Origin of the sequence: Polynucleobacter sp. MWH-Berg-3C6 (genome assembly GCF_018881855.1) — a bacterium.
Lineage (GTDB): Bacteria > Pseudomonadota > Gammaproteobacteria > Burkholderiales > Burkholderiaceae > Polynucleobacter.
Genome location: NZ_JACVPN010000002.1, coordinates 46,842 through 71,686, shown reverse-complemented (window position 1 = coordinate 71,686; position 24,845 = coordinate 46,842). Strand labels below are relative to the sequence as shown.

Here is a 24,845-nt window from a genome sequence, read left to right as displayed (position 1 = left end):
TTACTGAGGCTTAAATGGATGAGGCACTGGTTTTTGTTCTAACCATGCCTCTAAAGTTTCAGTAATCCCTTTAGAGAAGGCGGCAAAAATAGGCTCAGCGATAAAACCGAGGTGCGGCGTCACGAGTAAGTTGGGTGTGTTGCGCAGTGGATCTTTTTCAGGCAACGGCTCAATATCAAATACATCTACTGCAGCCTGGCCAGGTCTACCTGCGGCAAGAGCTTTTTGTAAATCTGTCATATTGATGAGTGCGGAGCGTGATGTATTTACCAGGATAGAATCTGGACGCATTAGGGCCAATTGATCGGCGCTGATCAAGCCTTTAGTTCCGGGCCCTGCTACCAAGTGCATGGTGACAACTTTGGAAGTTTTAAGTAACTCTTCCATGCTGACGGATTTAGCATTCTCGACAGCAGCGCGTTCTGCTGTCATACGTGGACTCCAGGTAACCACTTCCATGCCAAAGGCTGCACCTACGCGAGCTACACGACTACCAATCGCACCAAGCCCCATGACGCCCAATCGCTCTCCAGAAAGCATCGGTAGTACTGAGAGTGAATCGCGCCAACCGCCAGAGGCGATGAGTTTGTTTTGTTCAATTAGACGTTTAGAGGCTCCCAAAATTAAACCCCAAGTAAGTTCTGCAGTGGTTTCTTTAGAAGGGCCGCCTGGTGTACAAGCCATCGGAATATTGCGAGATACCAGGGCAGCTGCATCAAGCGTGCCATTGCGCTCCCCAGTAAACATTAAAAATTTAAGCTTTGGTAGGCGCGCAATCATGGCTTCATTGATTGGCGCGCGATCGCGCACAATCGCAATTGCATCCGCATCTTTAATCACTTCATACAAAGCCTCTTCACGCATAGGTTCATGATGAATGGTCAACTTTGCTTTTTGTTCCAGATGATCCCAGCTTGAAAAGCGACGCAGGGCGCGTTCGTAATCTCCTAGGATGACAATATTTGGTAATGAAGCCATAGCAATGCTTTCTGGTGAATTAATTTGGGGTGCAGAGATTGATAATCTGCTTGAGATCGGATGTTTGACCTAATTTCCAGAGTGCAGAAATAAGTTGACGAGTCTTTTCTGCGCCAATGACTGGCTCAGCAAGGCTTGTGAACTTCTGCTCTAAATTTTCATCGGTCATTGGGTTCTCTACTGAACCAATCGCATTCTTCACAAAGATATGCACTTCTTTTCCGTTCTTCAGGAAAGCCTTGACATCAACAGAAGCTTCGTCGATTGAAGTATCTGTAGTGGCGTTGACCTTGGCACGCAAGGCCACAACATCAGCGCGATTGACGATGTCGTCAGCATACTCACCTTCACCAGCTTGACCAAAGATCAAACCAACGGCGCAACCGTGGTACACACTGAACTTACCTTCTAGGCCATCCTTAGGTGTTTTCTTGCCAGTTAACTCTAATACGAGTGGATGGGCACGTAATTCAATGCGCTCTACATCTTCTGCTTTAACCCCTTGAGCACGTAATTGTGCGCAAGCATCAATTGCTGGGTGAATCACGATACCGCAAGCAAAAGGTTTATAGGTATTTAATGAAATCTCAAAGGATTTGCCTAATGCGCGATCAATTTCTGCCCAGTCACATTTAGTGGAAACGGTTTGCATATAGCCGCGACCTGCTTCGAGTGCTTTTGGACTGGCAGTAAAGCCGTGCTTGGCTAATAGTGCGGAGAGTTGACCTGCACGCGCAGCGCCACCTGGGTGAAAGGGTTTGGTCATAGTGCCAAATTGTTCACGCATACCAACCGGTTGTGAAGCAGCGATACCGAGGGCCATAGTAGTTTTATGAGCGTCTAAGCCCAGCAGGCGTGAACATGCTGCTGCAGAGCCCAACATTCCGGTAGAGCCGGTGATGTGCCAACCACGATGGTAGTGATCTGGATACATTGCATTGCCAACGCGGCAGGCAACGTCAATACCTAGGACAAGCGAATCAATGATCTGGCGGCCATTGGCATTGATATGCTCACCCAATGCCAAGATCGCAGAAGCGACTGGACCTGCAGGATGAATCACCGTCTTGAGGTGAGTGTCATCAAAGTCAAAGGTATGGGAACTAATGCCGTTAATTAAAGCGGCACCGCCCATATCTACCTTGTCCTTGCGCCCTAAGATGCTTGCTTGTGCAGCCGGCTGAAATTCTCGAATAGCTGCTAAAGAGGATTCGACGCTCTCATGGTTTGCGGCACCAATAGCGCAACCTAACCAGTTCAAGAAAGTGCGATGTGCCTCATGATCAACTTCAGGCGTCCACCCTTGGCTTGGATGAGAGGTAACAAATTCCGCCAGAATTTTAGTAACTGGCGGTGCATTGAGATCAGCTGCAGCAGCAATAGCGTGAGACATATTATTTCCTATAAATAGTGAGATTGATTGGGTATGTATCGAATTAGTCAATTTCAATATGGCGATCTTTAGCCACTTTGGCCCAGCGCGCGATATCCTCTTTGATGTAATTTCCAAACTGCGAAGGAGTCATTGGCATTAATGTCATTGCCTCACTCGTCATTTTTTCTGAGAAGTCAGGTAAAGCGAGTACCTGATTGAGTTCGGTATTTAATTTTGCGACGATTGCAGGCGGTAGATTCGCTGGACCAACTAAGCCATACCATTGTTGACCATCAAAGCCGTTATAGCCTAACTCCTTAAAGGTTGGAATCGTTGGTGCCGCTGAACTACGCTTAGAGCCAGTAATTGCCAGGCCTCTAACTCGATTGGTATTGATATAAGGTAGCGCTGCAAATAGGGTGGGGAACATCGCTTGAGTTTGACCTGCAAGTAAATCAGTATAGGCAGGACCTACACCACGGTAGGGTACGTGAACCATAAATATTCCTGCGGCGAGTTTCAACTGTTCCATACCTAGATGGGTGAGAGTGCCAGGACCTGCTGAACCGTAACTTAATTTAGTGGGATTCTTCTTGGCGTAATCCACGAACTCTTTAAAGTTTTTGATCGCTAGCTCTGGGTTAATGATCAAGACATTAGGGGTTGCGCCAATCATGCCAATTGGCGTGAAGTCTTTAAGAGCGTCGTAAGGGAGTCTGCGAACTGCAGGGTTAGTTCCATGGGTGCCGACGTAGGCGATCATCAGTGTGTAACCATCGGCCGGCGCTTTAGCAGTTGCCTGAGATGCGATCGAGCCACCACCGCCACCCATGTTTTCCACTACGACAGTCTGACCAAGTGAGCGAGAGAGTTTTTCTGCTACAGCTCGTGCAATGTTATCCAGTCCTCCGCCAGCTGCAACAGGAGCAATGAGCTTGATCGGTTTAACAGGGTAGGCAGTAGCGCTTTGTGCTTGAGCCCCCAGGCATATACACAAGCCCACAATGGCGGTAATGAAGGATAAAAAAATCGGCATTGGCCGATTAATAGCGTTAGACATGTCTTAAATCCGGATTATTGTTGCGTATGAATACAATCTGATGGAGTAAGTTTACTATTGATAAGACATCTCTTTTATGAAGGAAACCATATGATTTTGGAGCATTGCGACCTAGAAATTGACCCATCCAAGCAGAAAGACTTCGAGGAAGCCATTGTGCGGGGAGTGGAGACCGTGATTTCGAAGGCAAAGGGCTTTCAGGGCTATAAAGTAAATCACAGCATAGAAACCCCATCCCGCTACTTGTTAATGATTTATTGGGACACTCTGGAGAACCATACAGTGGATTTTCGGGGGTCTGCAGCCTTCGCTGATTGGCGCGCCATTGTTGGTCCCTACTTTGCTAAGCCACCCCATGTCGAACATATGACTTTGGTTGGAAAGTCAGCTTAGGTTATTTAGCCTACTTTTAGCTTCTTCCTGACCGAGTGCTCGATGGGGATAGAGTCTAGGTTAGGCTCAAGGGCTTCGCGTTCATCAAAGACAAAGCAACTTCCTTGGTAGTGCGCGGAGCCAACTTCCTCAAAATATTTGAGAATGCCGCCTTCGAGTTGGTAACTATGTTCCATACCAATCTCACGCATATAAAGTCCTGACTTTTCACAACGAATTCCGCCAGTACAAAAACTCACTAAGGTTTTATCTGCAAGCTCATCTTTGTGGGCCGCAATTGCTTGCGGAAACTCTGTGAACTTTTCAATATTGAAGTGCAGTGCATTTTCAAAGGTGCCATAGTCAACTTCAAATGCATTGCGAGTGTCGACCATTACCACCGGACGCCCCAGGTCATCAGTACCGCGATCTAACCACTCTTGTAGTTTCTTTGGGGTAATGAAATTGGCGCGACCTTCTTCAGGACGAATCGCAGGGTGGTTCATCCGAATAATTTCATTCTTCAGCTTGATCAGCATCTTTTTAAACGGCTGCTCATCTGACCAACTTTCTTTTGCTTGAAGCGGTTGAAAGCGTGGATCTTCACGTAACCAATCCAAAAAGCCACGCAACTCCATCTCTTTGCCGGCTAGAAACATATTGATACCCTCGCCCGTAAGCAAAATGGTGCCTTTCAGCCCACGGCTGTTGCATTCGTTCAGCATTTTGGTGCGCAAGTCTGGCAGGCCATCAAGGCTGACAAATAAATATGCGGCAATATTCAAAATCAACTTCATTTTTTCTCTCTTCAAGCTACCCCGATATTATCGAGCAAATAGGCCTTAGGGGTGGTAATCTTGAGGCCTTATTCAAAGGAGACAACCCATGCTGTATCTAGCCAAAATGGCCAAAAGAGCCCTATTTTCAGCCTTCTTCGCCTTGGGGGCGGTCAGCGTAGCAGTTGCCCAGACGACCGGAGTGGGGTCTTGGCCTACCCAAAAACCCATTCGGATGATTGCAGTATTCCCGCCCGGTGGTTCGGTTGACCAAGTGGCTCGTGTGTTAGCTCCAGCTTTGCAAGCTGAATTAAAACAAAACGTCATTGTGGAAAATATTGGTGGCGCTTCTGGGGTCATTGGGACAGCAGCTTTGACAAGGGCTGATGCAGATGGTTATACCTTTGCCGTGGTATTTGATACGCACGGCGTTAATCCAAGTCTGAAAGATAAGCTTCCCTACGATACGATTAAAGATATCGCGCCTGTTATTTTGGTGGGCACTTCACCAATGGTTTTAGTGGCAAGTAAAAACTCAGGCATCACCAGTTTCAAACAGCTCACAGAGATGTCTAAGGCGGGTAAGCCATTTAGTTATGGCTCGATTGGTATTGGTAGCTTAGGCCATTTATCAATGGCGCGTCTTGCCAAGCAAGCAGGCTTTGACTGGAATCACATTCCTTATCGTGGCGGCGGCCCTTTGATGCAAGATGCTTTAGGCGGACAAGTACAGTTAGCAGTTGGTTCAGAGTTTTTGGTTAAGCCCCATGTGGATAGTGGCGGTGTGATTCCCTTGGTAATCACTACAGCCAAGCGAGTACCGGGCTTACCTAATGTGCCTACGGTTTCTGAAAGTGGCTTCCCAGGCTTTAGCGCACCAGCATGGTGGGCAGTATTAGCACCAGGAAAAACGCCAACTGCAATTGTGGATGCGATGAATAAGGCTTTAAACAAAGCTTTGAAAACCCCAGCAGTTGCTGAGAAATTTAAATCCCAAGGGATTGAGATTATTGGCGGCACTCCTGAAACTGCCCGTGAATTTATCGGCAAACAAATTGGTATCTGGGGCAAGTTCGTGATTGAGAACAACATTAAAGAAACTGCTCAGTAGAAAGAAGATATGTCTGAACGTTTAATTCCTTATCAACCAATGGATTTAGCAGAGCCGGCTGAGCTGGTTGCTGCTATTCGCAAAAGACGTGGCGGCCAGTTTATTAATTTGGACCGAATGCTTCTTCATAGCGTTCCAATTGCAGAGGGTTGGAATCATTTCATTGGTGAAATTCGCAACAACCTTTCATTGGACCCTAAGCTGCGAGAGCTAGCAATGTGTGGTGTAGCCGTTCTCAATGGCGCTGAGTACGAGTTCTTTCATCATGCACCTCCTTTTAAGAAGGCTGGCGGTACCGAAGAGCAAGTACAAGGACTTCGACTGATTGGTCAAGCAAGCTTCCCCAGAAATCTGTTTACCCAAGTTGAAAATGATGCTGCTGATTTAACTTTTCAGATGACTCGCAATATCAAAGTGGATTCTGAATTAATGAAACGTCTGCAAAAAGAATTGGGAAGCACTGATACGGTTGAGTTGGTAACAGTAATTGCCGCTTACAACATGGTCTCACGTTTCTTGATTGCATTAGATGTTAATCCTGAAGGCCATCCTCCTGCTTAATTGAATATCTAAGAGATGATCCGTAACATTCAAACCATTATTCCTGGTGTTGCCACTTCAGATGGCGCAGGCGTTAAACTGCGCCGCAGTCTGGGTGGTCAGCAACAAGTCAGATTAGATCCATTTTTGATGCTCGATGAGTTTTCATCTAATGATCCAAATGACTATGTTGCGGGCTTTCCGGCTCATCCACATCGTGGGTTTGAGACTGTGACCTATATGCTGGAAGGCCATATGCTGCATGAGGATCATTTAGGCAATCAAGGCCATTTAAAAACGGGTGGCGTGCAGTGGATGACAGCCGGACGCGGCATTATTCATTCAGAGATGCCGCAACAAGTGAGCGGTGCAATGCGTGGCTTTCAGTTGTGGATTAATTTACCCGCAGTAGAAAAGATGAAGCCTGCTGGATACAAAGATATCCAAGTAGAAGATATTCCCAGCGTATCTTTGGCTAATAGTGGATCTGTCAAAGTGATTGCAGGCTCTTATGAACATGAAGGCAACGAAGTTCACGGCCCAATTCAGGGGATTACAACTGCACCATTATTCCTGGATGTCCATCTACCCCCAAATGCAGAGTTCGAGCATCGCATTCCTCAAGAGCTCAATGCATTTGTCTATGTGTATGAAGGCGATCTTGAGGTGGGTGAACCTATACAGATGGTTCCCAAGCAAGCAGCCATTGTTCTTGGTGATGGGGATCGCTTCAAAGCCAAGGCGGGAGATTCGGGCGCTGAATTTATCGTACTAGCAGCATTGCCTTTGCACGAACCGATTGTGCAATACGGCCCTTTTGTGATGAACACCCGCGCTGAGATTGAACAGGCGATCAGTGATTATCAAAATAATCGCTTTGTATTTGCCTAGGTGCCACTCAAGTGATGATCCAATGGGATGATGGTGGTCAAATCCACTTAGCAAAGTGGCATTCAGAAAATGGCATCGCACCACATCAAAAGATCCAAATCGCTGACGACACCTTAACCGCTGACATTGCTTATCGTTTAGCTTGTGAAGGCACTGCAATGCTGTACAAGGGCGACTTTCAGAATGCTAGGCAGCTTTTACAAGCTTTGGTGAGAAGGGTTGATAAGCCATCGAAGAAATCTACTCGAGCCGATAGAGTCGCAAAAGAGAAAACTAAAACCCCCTTAGATATTTTCAATTTGCATCGTTTAGCGCAATCTCAAAGAGCACGTATTTTAGGCATGGTACTGATTCCGATTAACGCTGATCACAGCATTTCATTAAGACGTGCACCTGATGTTGCCAAGGCATGTTTTGAGGCTTATGGGGAGCAGACTGAACCGTATCTTGTCTCCTTAAGGGAATTACTTGGTGTTATCAGTGCTCATGAGTGGCGCAAGAAGGGTGTACCAGTTCTTGCAAGAGATGAGGAGGAGATTCGTATTCATCCGCATTACGGTGTGTTCTCGCCAATTCGTGGAGAATATATTGAGCTAGTTCTCAAGGCGCCACTACCTACCGCTATCCAGAAAAATTCAATGGCGTTTGATATTGGTGTCGGTACTGGCGTACTCTCAGTGGTGCTAGCAATGCGAGAAATCAAAAAGATTATTGCAACCGATCAGGATGATCGTGCGATTGCTTGTGCTAAAGAAAACATTGAGCGGCTGCGCTTAAGTGATCAGATTGAAATTCAGAAAACCAATTTATTCCCAGCAGAAAAAGCAGCGCTGATTGTTTGTAACCCACCCTGGTTACCAGCTAGGCCTAGCTCCTCTCTCGAGCATGCGGTATATGACCCAGAAAGCCAGATGCTGAAAGGATTTCTGAGTAAATTAAAAGATCATTTATTGCCTGGCGGTGAAGGCTGGCTCATTCTTTCAGATTTAGCTGAACATTTAGGCTTGAGATCGAGAGAAGAATTACTCTCCTGGTTTGAAGCTGCTGACTTAAAAGTTATTGCTCGTTTGGATACCAAGCCGCAGCACAAAAAAGTGTTTGATAAAGCGGATGCGCTCTATGCTGCGAGATCGAAAGAAACTACCTCACTGTGGCGTTTGAGCGCCAAATAAAATGAAGTAATAAAAGATCAAAAGCAAAAGATCAAAAACAAAACCCCTCCAAAATTCAGAGGGGTTTGCTTTATATGGTGGAGTCGGCGGGAATCGAACCCGCGTCCGCAAATCCTCCACAACAAGTTCTACATACTTAGTCATATCATTTAATTTAATCAGTTAGGCACAGATTGACACGTTCCTCGCTGACGATTCACTAAGTTTTCGTACTATCCCTCGTGACACGAAATAGTCTTATCTCTTGTATATGACCCTGATGTAGCTTGCGCTACCTGACCCAAGAGAGAATCAGTTCAGGGGCAACCGCAATTAAGCGGCTAGTGCGTAACGTTCGTCGTTAGCAGTTATTACATTCCCATTGATTTACGAGATAACGGGTCCTCGGTATGCCCTTGATGCTTTGTAATCCACGTCGAAACCATGTCGACCCCGGAGTTCATGCATAGGAATCTCTATTTTAAAGCCGCCAGCCTTAAATTGCCCAATATCTTTTGGAAGTGTTGTTATCCCCTATTGGGGAAGATGATTTGCAATAAATCGAGAGGATGGTTAATGATGTAATCCGCTCCCCAGAGCGCAGGAGGCTCTTTACAGCCGCAATAACCGTATGCGGCAGCAACTGTGAGCATGCCCGCAGCTTTGCCTGCAAGCACATCGCGAATGTCATCGCCTACATAAACTGATTTTGTGGGATCAATATTAGCAATTCTGGCGGCGTGCAAAATTGGTTCTGGATGTGGTTTTGAATGTGGTGTTGTATCGCCAGAAACCGTTGAAACGGCTCTTTGTCGCAAACCCATCAGATCAGTGAGTGGATTTGTGAAACGCTCGCTTTTGTTAGTAACGATTCCCCAGGGAAGGCTGGCTTTTTCCATTTGCTCTAACAAATGTTCTGTTCCATCAAATAATTTGCTGTGGACAAGAATTGCTTTTTCATAGTTTTCATAAAACTCATCCCGTAGTGAGATGAAGTCAGGGTGATCAGGGGTGATCCCAAAAGCACCCTCTAGAAGACCACGCGCTCCAGCGGAGGCATGGGGGCGCAGAAGTTCATAAGGCTTGGGCGCGAGATTGCGGGCCACCAGTAGTTGATTGGTGGCAGCAACCAAATCAGGTGCCGTATCGGCTAAGGTGCCATCTAAGTCAAAAAAGACGCCGTGATAGGGGCTAGATGTGTTGCTCACACTTAGGGTCACTTCCGAACGGCAATCATGTAATTGACGGTGACATCATCACTGAGGCTATAGACCTGGGTAAGTGGGTTGTAACCAAGGCCTTTAATGCCGATCATCTCTAGACCTGCATTGCGGGTAAAAGCAACAAGTTCTGATGGCTTAATGAATTTGGCGTATTCGTGAGTGCCTTTGGGGAGCAGCCTGAGGATATATTCCGCCCCAATAATGGCAAATAAGTAGGACTTCGGATTGCGATTTAGGGTGCTGAAAAAAAGAGTGCCGCCTGGTTTGCAAAGCTTAGCGCAGGCACGAACTACCGACATGGGGTCTGGTACATGCTCAAGCATCTCCATGCAAGTGACCACATCGTATTGCTCTGGCTGTTCTTCAGCTAATTCTTCAGCAGAGATAGATCGGTAAGTTAGGTTTGCACCTACTTCTAATGCATGCAACTCAGCTACCTTGAGTGCTTTTTCAGAGAGATCGATACCAGTAGTGTCAGCACCGGATTGAGAAATGGATTCGGCAAGGATGCCACCGCCGCAACCAATATCCACTACTTTTTTACCTTCTAGATTCACGAAGGATTTAATCCAATTGAGGCGCAATGGATTGATAGCATGAAGTGGCTTGAATTCGCTATTAGGATCCCACCAACGATGGGCTAGGGCGCTAAATTTAGCAATTTCAGATTGGTCGACGTTCATGGTGGATGGACTTTGTATAAGGCTATTGAAGGATTCTACGAATATAGCGGAAATAAAAAAGCCCGCAAGAAGCGGGCTTTTTTACAAGTAAGGAGAATTACTTAGCAGCTGTACCAACAACTTCGATGTCGGTACGGCGGTTCTTAGCGCGGCCTTCAGCAGTTGCATTGCTTGCAACTGGATTGCTCTTGCCTTTTGATTCTGTGTAGATGCGGCTACCGTCAACACCCTTGCTTACCAAGTATGCTTTTACGGATTGCGCACGACGCTGACCGAGGGCCATGTTGTATGCATCTGAACCAACGCTGTCGGTGTTACCAACAGCAATAATTACTTCTAATTTGATCTTGCTTAAATCTCTAGCGATCTTGTCCAAAGTAGCTTGGCCTTCTGGCTTCAATGTAGCTTTGTCAAAGTCATAGAGTGTGTCAGCTTGCAAAGTGATCTTGCTTTGGCTAACGCCAGAAGCAGCAGGAGCAGCAGCAGTCAATGCGCCGTCGCAACCTTTAGCAGCTGTTGCAGGAGTCCAGCTAGCATCACGCCAGCACAATGTGCCGTCGCCGTTTTTCCATGCTGTACCAGAACCGTTGGTCCAGTTGTCAACGTTTTGAGCAGAAGCAGCAGAAGCAGCAACAGTAATTACACCAGCAAGCATCAGTTTTAGGGTTTTGTTCATTTTTAGTCCTCAAAAATCTCTTTTTTAATTAAAGTCAAACTTAAATGTAATTCGCCCTACTTTGAAGCAAAAAACCGCAAAGCGACACATCTCAATTTCGTACAAACTGACAGAATCTTAGCATAGGGGCTACCTGTCATCAAAATGATATTATTTATGGATGGAACAAGCCGCTAAAGAAACACTACCAATATCCCTCGAAGACGAAATGCGGCGGTCCTATTTGGACTACGCAATGAGCGTGATCGTCGGCAGAGCCCTGCCAGACGTGCGTGACGGTCTCAAGCCGGTTCACCGCCGGGTCTTATTCGCGATGTATGAATTAAACAACGATTGGAACCGAGCTTACAAAAAATCTGCCCGTATAGTTGGCGATGTAATCGGTAAATACCATCCGCACGGTGATTCTGCGGTCTATGACACCATTGTTCGTATGGCCCAGGATTTCTCCCTGCGCTATATGCTTGTTGACGGCCAGGGCAACTTTGGCTCCGTAGACGGCGATAACGCTGCTGCAATGCGGTATACCGAAATCCGCCTGCGCAAGATAGCTCATGAGCTACTGGCTGATTTGGACAAGGAAACCGTCGATTTTGGGCCAAATTACGACGGTAGCGAGAAAGAACCCCTGATTCTGCCTGCCAAAGTGCCTAATTTGCTGATTAATGGCAGTTCTGGCATCGCTGTAGGCATGGCGACCAATATCCCCCCTCATAACCTAGATGAGGTAGTTACAGCCTGTTTACACGTCCTCCACAACCCAGAATGCTCGATTGACGAGCTCATTGAGATCATTCCGGCGCCTGATTTCCCGACTGCCGGCATTATTTACGGCGTTCAAGGTGTTCGCGAGGGCTACCGCACTGGTCGTGGTCGCGTTGTGATGCGCGCCAAGACTCACTTTGAAGATATCGACAAGGGTGCGCGTCAAGCGATCATCGTTGATGAGTTGCCATATCAAGTTAACAAAAAGAACTTACTCGAGCGTATTGCTGAGTTGGTGAATGAGAAAAAAGTAGAGGGCATTTCTGATTTGCGTGATGAATCAGATAAATCCGGTATGCGCGTTGTGATTGAATTGAAACGCGGCGAAGTGCCAGAAGTCGTTTTGAATAATTTGTATAAGAGCACTCAGCTACAAGATAACTTCGGTATGAACATGGTGGCATTGGTCGATAACCAACCACGCTTGCTCAATTTGAAGCAAATGCTCGAGTACTTCTTGCAGCATCGTCGTGAAGTAGTGACACGTCGCACCATTTTTGAATTGCGTAAAGCACGTGAGCGTGGCCACGTCTTAGAAGGCTTGGCTGTTGCACTAGCAAACATCGATGAGTTCATCGCGATTATTAAAGCTGCCGCAAATCCTGTGATCGCTAAGCAAGAGTTGATGGGCAAGGCTTGGGATTCCTCGATGGTGCGTGAGATGTTGGCGCGTGCTGAGACGGATACACCGGGTGGCCGAAATGCTTACCGCCCTGAGGGCTTACTGCCTGAGTACGGCATGCAGACTACTGGCTTGTATCGTCTCTCCGATAGTCAAGCGCAAGAAATTTTGCAAATGCGTTTGCAACGTTTGACAGGTCTTGAACAAGACAAGATTGTTAACGAATACAAAGAAGTGATGGCAGAAATTTCTGACTTGTTAGATTTGCTAGCAAAGCCAGAGCGCGTCACTCAAGTGATCGAAAGCGAGCTCAAAGAAGTTCAAGCAGAGTTTGGCAAAGCTGGCGGTGATAGTGGCCGTCGCTCATTCATTGAAATGAATGCTACTGAACTCTTTACGGAAGATTTGATTACGCCGCAAGATATGGTGGTGACACTTTCTCACACTGGTTACATGAAGAGTCAACCGCTCAGCGAATACCGTGCGCAAAAACGCGGTGGTCGTGGCAAGCAAGCAGCTGCTACTAAGGATGAAGATTGGATTGACACTTTATTCGTAGCAAATACGCACGATACGATTCTGTGCTTCTCTGACCGTGGCCGCATGTATTGGCTCAAAGTTTGGGAAGTGCCACAAGGTAGTCGTACTTCACGCGGTAAGCCAATCGTCAATATGTTCCCATTGATTGAAGGCGAAAAGATCACTGTGATTCTCCCGATTAAGGGATACCAAGATGATCATTACGTCTTTATGGCAACCAGCCTGGGTACAGTGAAGAAGACCCGTTTGTCTGACTTCTCTAATCCACGTAAGGCCGGCATTATTGCTGTTGATCTCAATGAGAATGACTTCCTAGTTGGTGCAGCGATTACCGATGGTCAGCACGATGTGATGCTTTTCTCGGATGCTGGTAAAGCAGTTCGTTTTGATGAGAACGATGTTCGTCCAATGGGCCGTACTGCACGCGGTGTCCGCGGTATGAATCTTGGCGATGGTCATCAGGTCATTGCGATGTTGGTTGCTCCAGCAGAAGCTGCTGAGGGCGCTGAAGCTGCAGTCGTTGATGCGAATGGCATTGCAATTCCAAGTAGCGTCTTAACCGCAACTGAAAATGGTTACGGTAAGCGTACGCCAATTACTGAGTACACCCGTCATGGTCGTGGCACCAAAGGAATGATTGCGATTCAAACCTCTGAGCGTAATGGCAAAGTAGTTGCTGCTGCATTGGTATCTCCAGAAGATCAAATCATGTTGATCACCACTGGTGGTGTCTTGGTGCGTACCCGTGTATCCGAAATTCGTGAGATGGGTCGCGCAACGCAAGGTGTTACCTTGATTAACGTTGATGAAGGTACTCGTTTATCTGGCTTGCAACGAATTGCTGAGAGTGATTCGGATGATGAGGGCGATGAGGTAGAAGAGGGAGACGTATCTTCCGATTCAGCGACTGATGCAACTCCTGATGCGGCAGGTGACGCGTAAGGCGTCACCATTAATGAGCTAAGACTATGAGCTTCGACCGCCGCATCTTTAATTTCGCTGCGGGGCCGGCTACTTTGCCTGAAGAGGTATTGAAGCAAGCTGCTGATGAAATGCTCAATTGGCGGGGACTCGGCACAAGTGTGATGGAGATTAGCCATCGCAGCAAAGAATTCATGGAAGTTTACGAAGAGGTGGTGCAGGATCTGCGCACCTTGATGAATATTCCGAGTAACTACGAAATTTTGCTCTTGCAAGGCGGTGGTCTTGGACAAAATGCAGCTATCCCAATGAATCTCATGCCTTTGGCTAAGAACGGCCCGAAGGCGGATTACATTGTTACTGGCATATGGTCAGAGAAATCATATAAAGAAGCGCAAAAGTACGGCACAGCTAATTTGGCGGCTACGTCTGCTGCAGAAAAGTTCAATACCATTCCCCCAAGAAACACTTGGGAGCTATCGAATGATGCGGCATATGTTCTTTACTGTGCCAATGAGACTATCGGTGGCGTTGAGTTTCCAGATGTGCCCGATGTTGGCAATGTTCCATTGGTCGCAGATATTTCTAGCAACATCCTTTCCAAGGAAATGGATATCACGGAGTGTGGCGTCTGGTTCGGCGGTGCTCAGAAAAACATTGGTCCATCCGGCGTGACGATTGTGATCGTCCGTAAAGACTTGATAGGCCACTCTATGGGGATCACCCCCTTGATTTGGGACTGGTCTGTCCAGGCCGGCACTCAATCGATGATCAATACACCGCCGACTTTCTCAATTTACATGGCTGGCTTAGGATTTAAGTGGCTTCTTAAGCAGGGCGGTGTTAAGGTTATTGAAAAGCGCAACCAAGAAAAATCTGACTTGCTCTATCAGTTTTTAGATCAAAGCAGTTTGTATGAGAATCGTGTTGAAAAACAATATCGCTCTCGTATGAATGTCACCTTCTTCTTAAAAGATGAATCTTTGAATGCGGAATTCTTGGCGCAATCAAATGCTGCTGGTTTGGTTGCATTGCGTGGGCATAAGGCAGCAGGTGGTATGCGTGCAAGTATTTACAATGCGATGCCCATCGAAGGTGTCAAGGCTTTAATTGAATTTATGCGTGATTTTGAAAGGCGGGCTTAATGAGTACTGAAGAACAGCGCTTAGCTCCCCTGCGAGAAAAAATCGATGCATTAGATGCAGAGATTTTAGATTTGCTGACGCAGCGTGCTAAAGCAGCGCAAGAAGTTGGTCATGTCAAAGGTGGTTTCTCATCGCCAGTGTTTCGTCCTGAGCGTGAGCGCCAGGTTGTTGCTCGTCTTCAAGAAATCAATGCTGGACCTTTATTGCCTGATGGCATTGCAGCCATTTGGCGTGAGGTCATGTCCGCCTGCAGGGCTTTAGAGGCTCGTCAAACGATTGCTTATCTTGGACCAGCAGGCACATTCTCTGAGCAGGCTGCCCAAACTTATTTCGGTCACTCGATTGCTGGCTTACCTTGCGCAAGTCTTGATGAGGTCTTTAAATCAGTAGAGAAGGGCGCGGCGCAATTTGGTGTTGTGCCGGTTGAGAACTCTAGTGAAGGCGCTATTTCACGTACATTGGATTTGTTATTAGATTCTTCAATGCGTATTAGCGGCGAGGTAGTGCTGCCGATTCGTCATCATCTCTTAACGAAGAGTGGAAATCTGGATGGCGTGACAACAGTGTGTGCTCATGCACAAGCTTTGGCACAGTGCCAACAATGGTTGAGCGTGCATGCACCACATTTAAAGCGTCAGGCCGTCAGTAGCAATGCTGAGGCAGCCCGCTTAGCTGCCAGTGATCCAACTTTGGCTGCAATTGCTGGTGATCCCGCACAAGAGACTTATGGTTTGCAGGCAGTAGCGGCTCAGATTCAGGATGATCCGCATAACCGTACTCGCTTTGTTGTCGTTGGTGCTTATGAATGTCAGCCAACCGGTAAAGATCAGACATCTTTAGTTCTCTCTGTTGATAACCAACCAGGTGCCGTACACCGTCTATTAGCTCCTTTGGCAAAGCATGGTGTCTCGATGAACCGTTTTGAGTCTCGTCCTGCACGCAAAGGTACTTGGGAATATCACTTTTACATTGACATAGCTGGCCATGCAGATGATGCCAAAGTGGTGAAGGCCCTAGAGGAGTTAAAAGAAACTGCAGCGTTCTATAAGAACTTGGGATCTTATCCGCACTCTGCTTAAGTAATTTTGAAAATTAGTAAACACATTAGCAAAGCCAAATGACATCTAAGATTGGTCTAAAACACATTCACGACATTGCGCCTTATGTTGGTGGACGCCCCATCAGCGAGGTAGCTCGTGAGTATGGTTTGGACGAAAACAAGATTGTGAAATTGGCTTCCAATGAAAATCCATTGGGTATGCCAAAGTCTGCCCAAGATGCGATGCTCAAAGCAGCAGGGGATTTAGGCCGTTATCCAGACTCCAATGGTTTTGAGCTTAAGAATGTGCTTGCCGACTCCTTGGGCGTTCCAACTGATTGGATTACGCTCGGTAATGGTAGTAATGACATTCTGGAATTAGCGGCACGTGCTGTTGCGCAAGCGGGCGACGAAGTGTTCTTTTCTAAACATGCATTTGCCGTTTATCCCCTAGCAACCCAAGCGGTGGGGGCTAAGGCAGTTGAAGTTAATGCTACCGAGAGTTATGGCCATGATTTGCCGGCAATGCTAGCGGCGATTAAGGCTGCTGGAGATAAAGCAAAATTAGCTTTCATTGCTAACCCCAATAATCCCACTGGTAGTTATCTCAATGCAAAAGAGATTGAAGATTTTCTGATGGGAGTGCCATCACATGTTGTGGTTGTGTTGGATGAGGCCTATAACGAATACCTCACACCAGAGCAGCGTTATGACGCGCTTGCTTGGGTGAAGCGCTTCCCAAATATGATCTTGTCGCGAAGCTTCTCTAAAGCCTATGGTCTTGCTGGCCTTCGGATTGGATATGGTGTTGCTCAGCCTCATTTAACGGATTTACTTAATCGTATTCGCCAGCCATTCAATGTCAATAGTCTTGCCCAAGCTGCAGCAATTGCAGCATTTCAGGACAAAGCATTTTTGCAAGAAGGTTTTGAATTAAATCGTGCTGGTTACCTGCAGCTCACTAAAGCATTTGAGCAATTCAATCTCACCTACCTACCATCTGCGGGAAACTTTGTTTTAGTTAAAGTGGGTGATGATGATCAAGCAGGCGCGCGGATTAATTTGGAATTGCTCAAACGCGGCATCATCGTTCGGCCAGTGGGTAATTACGGTTTACCACAATGGTTGCGCATCTCAATTGGCTTACCTCAAGAGAATGCAGCTTTCATTGAGGCACTTAAGGCCATCTTGGCGTAAAAAGATATTCATCTATGACCATTATTAATCCAGCTAGCAATTACGGCACAGTCACCATTGTTGGTGTTGGCCTGATTGGCGCATCTTTAGGTTTAGCTCTCAAGAAAGCGGGGGTGGTAACTAAGGTCTTGGGTGTTGGTCGTAGTAAAGCAAATTTAGAGCAAGCGCAAAAGATGGGTGCGATTGATGGTGTAGTGGATTTAGTAGAAGCAGCAAAACAATCGGATGTGATTGTGCTTTGCGTGCCAGTTGCCCAAATGCGTGCTGCCTTTGAAGTGATGGAGCCGCATCTTGAGCCGCGCACCATGATTACTGATGCAGGCAGCACCAAGGGTGATGTCATCTTGGCTGCAAAAGAGGTGTTGGGTAAAAGAGCTTGTCAGTTTGTGCCAGCTCACCCGATTGCTGGTGGAGCGCAGCATGGAGCTAGTGCTGCAAAGGTAGATTTATTTCAGGGCAAGCAAACGATTGTTTGCCCTTTGCAAGAGAACTCCCCTGAAGACACGGCCTTGATTGTGGGTTTCTGGGAGTCAGTTGGTTCGGTGGTGAAAAAAATTGGCAGTGTGCAGCATGATGCTATTTATGCAGCTGTATCCCATCTTCCACACCTGCTTTCCTATGCCCTAATGGCCAGTGTTGTGAACTCAGAAGATGCTGATCAAAAGTTAGATCATGTGGGCGCTGGCTTTAAAGACTTCACCCGTATTGCTGCCTCTAGCCCAGAAATGTGGCGTGATATTTGTTTGGGTAACCGGACCGCCATTCTCAAAGAGTTGGATCAGTATTTATTGATCGTTAATCATCTACGTAAATTGGTTTCCGAAAATGATGGCGCAGGTCTAGAAAAGTTGTTCAATAAAGCTAGCAAAGCACGACAAAACTTGGATGAGGCTTGATGGGTCATTTGCCTAGCCTTCAGATTGGCCCATTTACGCGAGCTCAGGGCTCGATTGTTTTGCCTGGTTCCAAAAGTATTTCTAATCGTGCACTCTTACTAGCAGCGCTTTCTTCAGGCACTACAACACTCACCAACTTGCTAGATGCAGATGACACACAGGTCATGCGCAATGCTTTGCGCCAGCTAGGCCTATCGGTCACCGACCAAGCTGACAAGGTTTGTGTAGTGGAGGGTTGTAATGGCCGCTTTCCGGTGCGTGAAGCAGATCTATTTATGGGGAATGCTGGTACAGCTATTCGTCCCTTGACGGCAGCACTGGCAATGCAAGGAGGTAACTATCGCCTATCTGGTGTTGCTCGCATGCATGAAAGACCGATTCGCGATTTGGTTGATGGTTTGCGTCAAGTAGGCGCCAAAATTGAATATGAATTACAAGAAGGCTACCCACCGATTCAGATTTCTGCAGCAAATATTCAGATTCAAGATGTAGTGAAAGTGCGTGGTGATGTATCAAGCCAATTCTTAACAGCATTGCTCATGGCTTTGCCATTAGTGGCAAACGATCCTGTTCGTATTGAAGTGATTGGCGAACTCATTTCACGTCCCTACATCGATATCACTCTCAAGTTGATGGCACGTTTCGGGGTTCATGTTGCTTGTCCTGATGCGCAGTCATTTGTGATTCCAGAAAAAACATCGGATGCAGTTTATAAGAGTCCTGGTCAACTATCAGTTGAAGGCGATGCTTCTTCTGCCTCTTACTTCTTAGCCCTAGGCGCTATAGGCGGCGGCCCTGTAAGAGTGCTGGGTGTCGGGGATAACAGCATTCAGGGTGATGTGGCATTTGCTGATGCACTTGCATTGATGGGCGCTAAGATTTCTGCTGGCGAGGATTGGATTGAAGTATCTGGCGTAAAAAATGCCAATGGCAAACTCAATGGCATCACAATGGATTGCACAGAAATTCCGGATGCGGCAATGACTCTTGCGATTGCAGCCTTGTTTGCCGAAGGTCCTACACGCTTAAATAATATTGCGAGTTGGCGCGTGAAAGAAACTGATCGCATTGCTGCCATGGCAACAGAATTAAGAAAAGTTGGTGCAACGGTTGAAGAGGGTGCTGACTATATCGTTGTGAATGCGCCATCACATAGCGAATGGAAGTCACCAAACGAAGGTATTGATACTTATGATGACCATCGCATGGCAATGTGTTTCTCGCTTGCAGCTTTTGGCCCCAATACTTTGAAAATTAACGATCCCAATTGCGTCGCTAAAACTTTCCCAACGTACTTTGCCGAATTTGCAAAGGTAGTGAGTTGATCTCATGAGTGCTTACCCAGTCATTGCAATCGATGGACCGACTGCATCAGGTAAAGGTACGGTTGCTTCTTTGGTGGCAGAAAAGTTGGGGTTTCATTATCTGGATAGCGGGGCACTTTATCGCTTGGTGGCTCTGGCCAGCGAAAAACAGGGAATCGACGTTAAAAATGGCCCAGAATTAGGCCTTTTAGTCCCTAAGTTATTGATTTCATTCAAAAACTCGAAGATTTTCTTGGATGGCGAGGATGTTACAGACGCCATACGCACTGAGAACATCGGCCTCAGGGCCTCAACCTTGGCGGTTCACCCTGAGGTGCGGTCGGCTTTAGTGGGTCTACAGCGTAGTTTTCGGCAGTCTCCGGGCTTGGTGGCTGATGGCAGGGATATGGCCAGCGTGATATTCCCAGACGCAGTTTTGAAGGTTTTTTTGACTGCAACTGCCGCTGCCAGAGCTGAACGTCGCTATAAGCAATTGATAGCTAAGGGAATTTCTGCTAAACTTACTGACTTACTGCAAGATTTGCAGGAGCGCGATGCCAGAGACAGTAGTCGAGGTACCGCACCCTTGTTAGTTGCAGATGGTGCAAAAGTGCTTGAAACATCAGATTTATCGATAGATCAAGCGGTTAAGACGGTTTTGGATTGGTACCAATCTGCGATTGTTTAGTTTTGTAGGTAGTAAAAGCAGTGAGTTGTAGAAGTAGTTTTGGCGTCTTAAGAAACTCCACAACGCGATTATTTCATTAGCGTGTTTCTTAAAGACTTTTTTAACCTAACCCGTCGGGCCTTCTGGCGGCACAAAGTGAATACACATGTCTGAATCATTTGCAGAATTATTTGAAGAATCATTAACCCGATCGAATATGAAGACCGGCCAAGTTATTTCGGCTGAAGTTCTTCGCATCGACCATAACTTCGTCGTTGTTAACGCTGGCTTAAAGTCTGAAGCGTTTATTCCTGTTGAAGAATTCCATAACGACGCTGGCGAGATTGAAGTAGCGCCTGGCGATTTCGTTTCTGTTGCTATCGATGCCCTTGAAAACGGCTATGGCGACACCATCCTCTCCCGTGATAAAGCGAAGCGCTTGGCATCATGGATGAATTTGGAAAAAGCTCTCGAGCAAGCTGAGATCGTTACCGGTACTGTTACTGGTAAGGTTAAAGGCGGCTTGACTGTGATGGTAAACGGTATCCGCGCATTCTTGCCTGGATCACTCGTTGACACACGTCCAATTAAAGACACCAGCCCTTACGAAGGTAAGACGATGGAGTTCAAGGTTATCAAGCTTGATCGTAAGCGTAACAACGTAGTGTTGTCACGTCGTGCGGTGGTTGAAGCTAGCCAAGGTGAAGAGCGTGCTAAGTTGATGTCTAACCTTAAAGAAGGCGCAGTGGTTACTGGCCTCGTTAAGAACATCACTGATTACGGCGCGTTCGTTGACCTCGGTGGTATCGATGGCCTCTTGCACATTACTGATTTGGCATGGCGTCGCGTACGTCACCCAAGCGAGATGTTAACTGTTGGTCAAGAAGTTACCGCGAAGATTTTGAAGTTCGATCAAGAGAAGAACCGTGTTTCACTCGGCGTGAAGCAACTTGGTGATGATCCATGGGTTGGTATCGCTCGTCGTTACCCACCGAACACCCGTTTATTCGGCAAAGTAACCAACTTGACTGATTACGGCGCATTCGTTGAAATCGAATCTGGTATCGAAGGTTTGGTACACGTTTCTGAAATGGATTGGACTAACAAGAACGTTGCTCCAAGCAAAGCTACAGCATTAGGAACCGAAGTTGAAGTGATGGTTCTGGATATTGATGAAGACAAGCGTCGTATCAGCTTGGGCATCAAGCAGTGCAAAGCAAATCCATGGGAAGAATTCTCACGTGCTCAGCAAAAAGGTGACAAGCTTACTGGCGCAATCAAGTCTATTACTGACTTTGGTGTGTTCATTGGCTTGCCTGGCGGCATCGATGGTTTGGTTCATCTCTCTGATATCTCTTGGAATGAACCAGGCGAAGAAGCTGTTAAGAAATACAAAAAAGGTGATGAAGTTGAAGCCACTGTATTGGCAATTGATGTTGAGAAAGAGCGTATCTCTCTTGGTATCAAGCAATTGTCTGGCGACCCATTCAATAACTACACGTCCGTAAGCGACAAGGGTAGCCTTGTTACTGGTACTGTGAAGGCCGTTGATGCTAAGGGTGCAACAATTCACCTCGCTGATGAAGTTGAAGCTTACTTGCGTGCTTCTGAGATCTCAACCGATCGCGTTGAAGATGCACGTAATGTATTGAAAGAAGGCGATAGCGTAACTGCAATGATCATTAATATTGATCGTAAGTCACGTGTAATCAATCTTTCAATCAAAGCAAAAGACAGTTCTGATCAACAAGATGCAATGAGCAAGCTCCAAGGTGATGCGCAGTCTGGCACAACCAATTTGGGTGCTTTGTTAAAAGCAAAAATGGACAATCAGGGTTAAAGCAATATCGCCGCTTTCCACTAGGAAGGCGGCGATCTTTTTTGATAGATCATGACAGATCAAGAGCAACAAGCCATTACTCGCTCCGAACTCGTGGAGAGCCTCGCGGAACAATTTCCGCAGCTTTTGCCTAGGGATGTGGAGTTAGCAGTAAAAACTTTGCTGGACACAATGACTCATGCTTTGGCTGAGGGTAAGCGTATTGAGTTGCGCGGCGTAGGAAGTTTTGTACTTCATCATCGTCCTGCGCGTACTGGTCGCAATCCCAAGTCTGGCGATAAGGTGTTGATTCCAGAAAAACGCGTTCCGCATTTCAAGCCTGGCAAAGAGCTGCGTGAACGAGTGGATTACAAGCCACTAAAACAGGCGGGCCCCAAAGAGGGTTCTGGTGCCTAACATTCAGGCTCATCCTCAGTGGTCCATTCGGGCCATTTTTTTATTTAATTTCTGCACGCCATGATTCAGATAGCGACATCTTGGCTATTGCTGCTACCAGTCATGTTTGGTATTGGGTGGCTAGCATCACGCTGGGATTTGCGTCTTGAGAATCGGATGGATGAGCGCGAACGTATGCGTCAGCAGCGTTCAACCTTCAAGGGTCTGAGCCTGCTATTAAATGAACAGCCTGATCAGGCGATTGAAACGCTCGTCAAAATTGCGCAATTAGATCCTGAAACAGTTGAGTTACATTTTTCTTTAGGTAATTTATTTCGTCGCCGCGGTGAAACTGAGCGGGCCATTAGAGTTCACCAGCACTTAGCTAATCGTGATGACTTAAAGCCGCGCGATCGAGACCATGCCGCCTATGAGTTAGGCCGTGATTTTCTGCGGGCTGGTTTATTGGATCGTGCTGAGGCTTCCTTAAATCGTGTGGGTGAAGGTAAGTTTGCAGTTCCAGCAAAAGAAAGCTTGCTTGAGATGTATCAAGTTGAGCGTGACTGGAAAAAAGCCATCATTGCCGCCCATGAGCTAGAGACGCTACAAGGTAAAACACATCAGACTGAGATTGCCCAGTTTCATTGTGAGTTGGGGCAAGAAGCACTGCGTCGCAAAGATCTACAGGAAGCTGAGCAGTCGATACAGAGAGCTTTGCAAGCAGTTCCAAATCATGCTCGTGCATTGATTTTGCAAGGCGATTACTTAATGGCTATGGAGCGTCCCTCGCAAGCAATTGATGCTTGGAGTTTGGTGGCTGCATCTCACCCAGCTTATATGCATTTATTAGCAGATCGCTGGATGACTGCCCATACCGCAGTTAACCAGGTTGATGCAGGCTTGGATCTTCTGTGCGATTTATTGAAGACCCAAGCTTCTGGTGAGCTATTGGATCTGGTTCATAAGCAACTCATGAAAATTCGGGGGCCTCAAGCGGCAAACATCATGCTTGCTGATGTCATGCAGCATTCCCCTAGTTTGAGTGCTCTATCGAAGTTGGCCGAAACCCGACTTGCATTAGAAGAGGGTAGCGCTAATCCGGAGAGAGTTTTGGAATTGCAATCCATTCTGAACCTCTTGCGTCAGCGTACTACGAGTCTAGCTAGATATACTTGCGGCAATTGTGGTTTTAGGGCTCGTAGATTCTATTGGCAGTGTCCTGGTTGTAATAATTGGGAGGCATACTCCCCAAGACGTACTGAAGGAGCTGCACCCAGCGGCCCCTCAATGTGACATCTTGAATAGATTAGAGATTGATTAGGAGCTCGTTTGAAAGTCACCATCATCGGCAGCGGTTACGTAGGTTTAGTTACTGGCGCTTGCTTGGCTGAGCAGGGTAATAACGTTTTCTGCTTGGATCTAGATCCTAAAAAAATCGATATTCTCAATTCTGGCGGCGTACCGATTTATGAGCCAGGATTGAAAGAAATGATTGAGCGCAATCGCGCTGCGGGTAGATTGCAGTTCTCTACTGATATTGCAGCATCTGTTGCCCACGGAGATATTCAATTTATTGCAGTGGGCACACCTCCTGATGAAGATGGTTCCGCTGATCTCCAATATGTTGTGGCTGCTGCTCGCAATATTGGTCGTTATGTGACAACCCCCAAAGTCATTGTTGATAAATCAACCGTGCCAGTAGGCACTGCAGACAAAGTATCTGCCGCTATTAGAGAAGAGTTGGACAAAAGAGGTCAGCCAGCTGACTTGTGTTCAGTGGTTTCTAATCCAGAGTTTTTAAAAGAAGGTGCAGCGGTTGAAGACTTCATGCGCCCCGACCGAATCGTCATTGGCACAGAAAATACGCCAGCAGGCTTGCGAGCTAAAGAGCAGATGCGCAAACTCTATGCGCCATTTAATCGTCACCATGAACGTACCTATTACATGGATGTGAAGAGTGCAGAGTTAACGAAGTATGCTGCGAATGCCATGTTAGCTACCCGTATCTCTTTTATGAATGAGTTGGCAAACTTGGCAGACTTAGTTGGCGCAGACATTGAAGCAGTACGCCAAGGTATTGGCTCTGACTCACGTATTGGTTATGGATTTTTATATTCAGGAACTGGTTACGGTGGCTCTTGTTTTCCAAAGGACGTTTCAGCCCTTTCCAAAACAGCCAGGGAGCATGGCAGAGATCTCAAGATTTTAGATGCTGTAGAAGCGGTGAATGAGCTCCAGAAATATATCTTGGTTGAAAAGATCGAAAAACGCTTTGGTAAAGATCTGAACGGTATGAAGTTTGCGCTTTGGGGATTAGCCTTTAAGCCCAATACCGACGATATGCGTGAAGCTCCAAGTCGTGTAATCATTCAAGAATTAGTAAAACGTGGTGCCTCCGTGGTTGCCCACGATCCCGTGGCAATGATTGAAGCCCAACATTCTTTTGAGGCAGACTTCAAGGGTAATTCAGAGGGTCTCAAGAAAGTCTCCATGGTAGACAACCCAATGGCAGCATTAGATGGATGCGATGCCCTGGTGATTGTTACTGAGTGGAAAGCTTTCCGCAGTCCGGATTTTGAGCAAGTGATGCAAAAACTGACACGCCCGATCATTTTTGATGGCCGTAATCTCTATGAACCAAGCGCTATGCGGGAATTGGGTATTGAGTACTACGGTATTGGGCGACATAATTAAGTAA

At 46.7% G+C, this 24,845-nt stretch carries 22 protein-coding genes, 1 other RNA gene and 1 pseudogene; 16 read left to right on the top strand and 8 right to left on the bottom strand.

Annotated features, from left to right (window positions below; translation table 11 throughout):
• Genes ICN13_RS05320 through ICN13_RS05310 form a run of 3 tightly spaced genes read right to left on the bottom strand, consistent with a single transcriptional unit; the run spans nucleotide 1 to nucleotide 3,413 of the window.
• The gene (locus ICN13_RS05320) at nucleotides 1-978 is read right to left on the bottom strand and encodes a D-2-hydroxyacid dehydrogenase family protein (protein ID WP_216139371.1); all 978 of its coding nucleotides are present in this window, start codon (nucleotides 976-978) and stop codon (nucleotides 1-3) included.
• 19 nt (nucleotides 979-997) lie between these two features.
• Complete coding sequence (locus ICN13_RS05315) at nucleotides 998-2,371, bottom strand: MmgE/PrpD family protein (protein WP_216139370.1); 1,374 nt, start codon at nucleotides 2,369-2,371, stop codon at nucleotides 998-1,000.
• Nucleotides 2,372-2,414: 43 nt separating this feature from the next.
• Nucleotides 2,415-3,413: a tripartite tricarboxylate transporter substrate binding protein gene (locus tag ICN13_RS05310; RefSeq protein ID WP_216139369.1), complete on the bottom strand. Its 999-nt coding sequence runs from the start codon at nucleotides 3,411-3,413 to the stop codon at nucleotides 2,415-2,417.
• Between the two features lie 90 nt (nucleotides 3,414-3,503).
• Between ICN13_RS05310 and ICN13_RS05305 the strand changes: the two genes are divergently transcribed.
• Nucleotides 3,504-3,806 carry an antibiotic biosynthesis monooxygenase gene (locus ICN13_RS05305; protein ID WP_216139368.1) on the top strand — a complete coding sequence of 101 codons (303 nt, stop codon included), beginning with the start codon at nucleotides 3,504-3,506 and terminating at the stop codon, nucleotides 3,804-3,806.
• A gap of 5 nt (nucleotides 3,807-3,811) precedes the next feature.
• On the opposite strand, the gene ICN13_RS05300 is transcribed toward ICN13_RS05305, so the two are convergent.
• Nucleotides 3,812-4,582 (bottom strand): sulfurtransferase, encoded by a 771-nt coding sequence (locus tag ICN13_RS05300; RefSeq protein WP_216139367.1) that lies wholly within the window; start codon nucleotides 4,580-4,582, stop codon nucleotides 3,812-3,814.
• Nucleotides 4,583-4,670: 88 nt separating this feature from the next.
• On the opposite strand from ICN13_RS05300, the gene ICN13_RS05295 reads away from it, so the two are divergent.
• Genes ICN13_RS05295 through ICN13_RS05280 form a run of 4 tightly spaced genes read left to right on the top strand, consistent with a single transcriptional unit; the run spans nucleotide 4,671 to nucleotide 8,275 of the window.
• Nucleotides 4,671-5,672 (top strand): tripartite tricarboxylate transporter substrate binding protein, encoded by a 1,002-nt coding sequence (locus tag ICN13_RS05295; RefSeq protein ID WP_216139366.1) that lies wholly within the window; start codon nucleotides 4,671-4,673, stop codon nucleotides 5,670-5,672.
• 9 nt (nucleotides 5,673-5,681) lie between these two features.
• The gene (locus tag ICN13_RS05290) at nucleotides 5,682-6,233 is read left to right on the top strand and encodes a carboxymuconolactone decarboxylase family protein (RefSeq protein WP_216139365.1); all 552 of its coding nucleotides are present in this window, start codon (nucleotides 5,682-5,684) and stop codon (nucleotides 6,231-6,233) included.
• Nucleotides 6,234-6,248: 15 nt separating this feature from the next.
• On the top strand, nucleotides 6,249-7,103 hold the full coding sequence (locus tag ICN13_RS05285; protein WP_216139364.1) for a pirin family protein: 855 nt from the start codon (nucleotides 6,249-6,251) through the stop codon (nucleotides 7,101-7,103).
• 14 nt (nucleotides 7,104-7,117) lie between these two features.
• The gene (locus ICN13_RS05280) at nucleotides 7,118-8,275 is read left to right on the top strand and encodes a class I SAM-dependent methyltransferase (protein WP_216139363.1); all 1,158 of its coding nucleotides are present in this window, start codon (nucleotides 7,118-7,120) and stop codon (nucleotides 8,273-8,275) included.
• 75 nt (nucleotides 8,276-8,350) lie between these two features.
• On the opposite strand, the gene ssrA is transcribed toward ICN13_RS05280, so the two are convergent.
• The 4 genes from ssrA to ompA all read right to left on the bottom strand — a co-directional run bounded on the left by ssrA (nucleotide 8,351) and on the right by ompA (nucleotide 10,836).
• Nucleotides 8,351-8,709: a transfer-messenger RNA gene (gene ssrA / locus ICN13_RS05275) on the bottom strand.
• Nucleotides 8,710-8,781: 72 nt separating this feature from the next.
• A complete protein-coding gene (locus ICN13_RS05270) occupies nucleotides 8,782-9,462 on the bottom strand; it encodes an HAD-IA family hydrolase (protein WP_216139362.1) in 681 nt (226 codons plus the stop codon).
• 8 nt (nucleotides 9,463-9,470) lie between these two features.
• A complete protein-coding gene (gene ubiG, locus ICN13_RS05265; RefSeq protein WP_216139361.1) occupies nucleotides 9,471-10,160 on the bottom strand; it encodes a bifunctional 2-polyprenyl-6-hydroxyphenol methylase/3-demethylubiquinol 3-O-methyltransferase UbiG in 690 nt (229 codons plus the stop codon).
• A 97-nt stretch (nucleotides 10,161-10,257) separates the two neighbouring features.
• Nucleotides 10,258-10,836, bottom strand: coding sequence for an outer membrane protein OmpA (gene ompA, locus ICN13_RS05260; RefSeq protein ID WP_216139360.1), 579 nt, complete (start codon nucleotides 10,834-10,836; stop codon nucleotides 10,258-10,260).
• 160 nt (nucleotides 10,837-10,996) lie between these two features.
• Between ompA and gyrA the strand changes: the two genes are divergently transcribed.
• The 11 genes and pseudogenes from gyrA (at nucleotide 10,997) to ICN13_RS05205 (ending at nucleotide 24,841) form a co-directional block, all read left to right on the top strand.
• Entirely contained in the window at nucleotides 10,997-13,705 is a 2,709-nt protein-coding gene (gene gyrA, locus ICN13_RS05255) for a DNA gyrase subunit A (protein ID WP_216139359.1), read from the top strand.
• 26 nt (nucleotides 13,706-13,731) lie between these two features.
• A complete protein-coding gene (gene serC / locus ICN13_RS05250) occupies nucleotides 13,732-14,829 on the top strand; it encodes a 3-phosphoserine/phosphohydroxythreonine transaminase (RefSeq protein WP_216139358.1) in 1,098 nt (365 codons plus the stop codon).
• Nucleotides 14,829-15,908: a prephenate dehydratase gene (gene pheA / locus ICN13_RS05245; RefSeq protein ID WP_216139357.1), complete on the top strand. Its 1,080-nt coding sequence runs from the start codon at nucleotides 14,829-14,831 to the stop codon at nucleotides 15,906-15,908. The genes serC and pheA overlap by 1 nt, the downstream gene beginning before the upstream one ends.
• Nucleotides 15,909-15,946: 38 nt before the next feature.
• Nucleotides 15,947-17,065, top strand: a complete 1,119-nt coding sequence (hisC, locus tag ICN13_RS05240) for a histidinol-phosphate transaminase (RefSeq protein WP_216139356.1) — start codon at nucleotides 15,947-15,949, stop codon at nucleotides 17,063-17,065.
• A gap of 14 nt (nucleotides 17,066-17,079) precedes the next feature.
• Nucleotides 17,080-17,961 carry a prephenate dehydrogenase/arogenate dehydrogenase family protein gene (locus tag ICN13_RS05235; protein ID WP_216139355.1) on the top strand — a complete coding sequence of 294 codons (882 nt, stop codon included), beginning with the start codon at nucleotides 17,080-17,082 and terminating at the stop codon, nucleotides 17,959-17,961.
• Between the two features lie 8 nt (nucleotides 17,962-17,969).
• Nucleotides 17,970-19,286 (top strand): 3-phosphoshikimate 1-carboxyvinyltransferase, encoded by a 1,317-nt coding sequence (gene aroA / locus ICN13_RS05230; protein WP_216139554.1) that lies wholly within the window; start codon nucleotides 17,970-17,972, stop codon nucleotides 19,284-19,286.
• 4 nt (nucleotides 19,287-19,290) lie between these two features.
• On the top strand, nucleotides 19,291-19,953 hold the full coding sequence (gene cmk, locus ICN13_RS05225; RefSeq protein ID WP_216139354.1) for a (d)CMP kinase: 663 nt from the start codon (nucleotides 19,291-19,293) through the stop codon (nucleotides 19,951-19,953).
• A gap of 145 nt (nucleotides 19,954-20,098) precedes the next feature.
• Nucleotides 20,099-21,772, top strand: coding sequence for a 30S ribosomal protein S1 (rpsA, locus tag ICN13_RS05220; RefSeq protein WP_087909260.1), 1,674 nt, complete (start codon nucleotides 20,099-20,101; stop codon nucleotides 21,770-21,772).
• Nucleotides 21,773-21,823: 51 nt separating this feature from the next.
• Nucleotides 21,824-22,162 (top strand): annotated as a pseudogene (locus ICN13_RS05215) (integration host factor subunit beta); the annotation flags it as partial.
• Between the two features lie 66 nt (nucleotides 22,163-22,228).
• Nucleotides 22,229-23,440 carry a lipopolysaccharide assembly protein LapB gene (lapB, locus tag ICN13_RS05210; protein WP_216139353.1) on the top strand — a complete coding sequence of 404 codons (1,212 nt, stop codon included), beginning with the start codon at nucleotides 22,229-22,231 and terminating at the stop codon, nucleotides 23,438-23,440.
• A 36-nt stretch (nucleotides 23,441-23,476) separates the two neighbouring features.
• Nucleotides 23,477-24,841, top strand: a complete 1,365-nt coding sequence (locus ICN13_RS05205) for a UDP-glucose/GDP-mannose dehydrogenase family protein (RefSeq protein ID WP_216139352.1) — start codon at nucleotides 23,477-23,479, stop codon at nucleotides 24,839-24,841.
• Nucleotides 24,842-24,845 lie beyond the last annotated feature (4 nt).

Excerpts from the sequence above, each read along its gene's own strand:
- ICN13_RS05320 (WP_216139371.1), bottom strand. The coding sequence starts at position 978 with ATGGCTTCATTACCAAATATTGTCATCCTAGGAGATTACGAACGCGCC.
- ICN13_RS05315 (WP_216139370.1), bottom strand. The coding sequence starts at position 2,371 with ATGTCTCACGCTATTGCTGCTGCAGCTGATCTCAATGCACCGCCAGTT.
- ICN13_RS05310 (WP_216139369.1), bottom strand. The coding sequence starts at position 3,413 with ATGTCTAACGCTATTAATCGGCCAATGCCGATTTTTTTATCCTTCATT.
- ICN13_RS05305 (WP_216139368.1), top strand. The coding sequence starts at position 3,504 with ATGATTTTGGAGCATTGCGACCTAGAAATTGACCCATCCAAGCAGAAA.
- ICN13_RS05300 (WP_216139367.1), bottom strand. The coding sequence starts at position 4,582 with ATGAAGTTGATTTTGAATATTGCCGCATATTTATTTGTCAGCCTTGAT.
- ICN13_RS05295 (WP_216139366.1), top strand. The coding sequence starts at position 4,671 with ATGCTGTATCTAGCCAAAATGGCCAAAAGAGCCCTATTTTCAGCCTTC.
- ICN13_RS05290 (WP_216139365.1), top strand. The coding sequence starts at position 5,682 with ATGTCTGAACGTTTAATTCCTTATCAACCAATGGATTTAGCAGAGCCG.
- ICN13_RS05285 (WP_216139364.1), top strand. The coding sequence starts at position 6,249 with ATGATCCGTAACATTCAAACCATTATTCCTGGTGTTGCCACTTCAGAT.
- ICN13_RS05280 (WP_216139363.1), top strand. The coding sequence starts at position 7,118 with ATGATCCAATGGGATGATGGTGGTCAAATCCACTTAGCAAAGTGGCAT.
- ubiG (WP_216139361.1), bottom strand. The coding sequence starts at position 10,160 with ATGAACGTCGACCAATCTGAAATTGCTAAATTTAGCGCCCTAGCCCAT.
- ompA (WP_216139360.1), bottom strand. The coding sequence starts at position 10,836 with ATGAACAAAACCCTAAAACTGATGCTTGCTGGTGTAATTACTGTTGCT.
- gyrA (WP_216139359.1), top strand. The coding sequence starts at position 10,997 with ATGGAACAAGCCGCTAAAGAAACACTACCAATATCCCTCGAAGACGAA.
- serC (WP_216139358.1), top strand. The coding sequence starts at position 13,732 with ATGAGCTTCGACCGCCGCATCTTTAATTTCGCTGCGGGGCCGGCTACT.
- pheA (WP_216139357.1), top strand. The coding sequence starts at position 14,829 with ATGAGTACTGAAGAACAGCGCTTAGCTCCCCTGCGAGAAAAAATCGAT.
- hisC (WP_216139356.1), top strand. The coding sequence starts at position 15,947 with ATGACATCTAAGATTGGTCTAAAACACATTCACGACATTGCGCCTTAT.
- ICN13_RS05235 (WP_216139355.1), top strand. The coding sequence starts at position 17,080 with ATGACCATTATTAATCCAGCTAGCAATTACGGCACAGTCACCATTGTT.
- cmk (WP_216139354.1), top strand. The coding sequence starts at position 19,291 with ATGAGTGCTTACCCAGTCATTGCAATCGATGGACCGACTGCATCAGGT.
- rpsA (WP_087909260.1), top strand. The coding sequence starts at position 20,099 with ATGTCTGAATCATTTGCAGAATTATTTGAAGAATCATTAACCCGATCG.
- lapB (WP_216139353.1), top strand. The coding sequence starts at position 22,229 with ATGATTCAGATAGCGACATCTTGGCTATTGCTGCTACCAGTCATGTTT.